General features: G+C 41.2%; 1 pseudogene. It reads right to left on the bottom strand.

The window, feature by feature from the left end:
• Positions 1–577: pseudogene (locus tag RFK25_RS11520) on the bottom strand (phage tail spike protein); the annotation flags it as partial.

Raw genomic sequence — 577 nt, 5'->3', positions numbered from 1 at the left:
GTTGTCAGATTGCTGCTCCATTTATTGTAGAAAGGGTGATACAAATTCCAGTTGATCCATGTCCAAACATTTTGACTATCCAATATTGGACCTTGAAGTTTCATAGTACGAGTCGTTACAGCAGGATCAAAGGTAATCTCATCCGCTGAGACATGAACATATAAATGAACTTTTGATCCAACATAGATACCACTACTATCTCCAAATTGAACTCTTCCTAAAGGGGCTACCCAGTTACTATTGGAATTTATCGTCTGATAAGCACCCCATCTATCCGAAGTACCAGCTATCAAATTTCGATGAGAAACTGAGGTTGGGATTCTGCTTTCCGTTTGACTGATTCGCTGGGTAAAACTATCAGAGGTGGTTCTAACCAAATTCTGCACACTAGTTGTCGTCGCATAGGGTTGAAGAGAACTACTGGTTAGATAGCCACGACCTGTAATATTTGAATCGACCTGAGACTTAGTTTGGTAGCCTTTTGAGTTAATGGCTGATTCAACTTGCGTACTCGTTAGTCGTTGTTCAATTTGCCCAGCCTGTGTACGTATAGTGGATTCTGCACTTGCTACTCGAC

The sequence above is a fragment of the Streptococcus sp. SS-4456 genome, from assembly GCF_036680365.1.
In the GTDB taxonomy this organism is placed as follows: domain Bacteria; phylum Bacillota; class Bacilli; order Lactobacillales; family Streptococcaceae; genus Streptococcus.
Note: the sequence above shows the minus strand (reverse complement) of the source record. Positions and strands in the feature narration are given on the sequence as shown.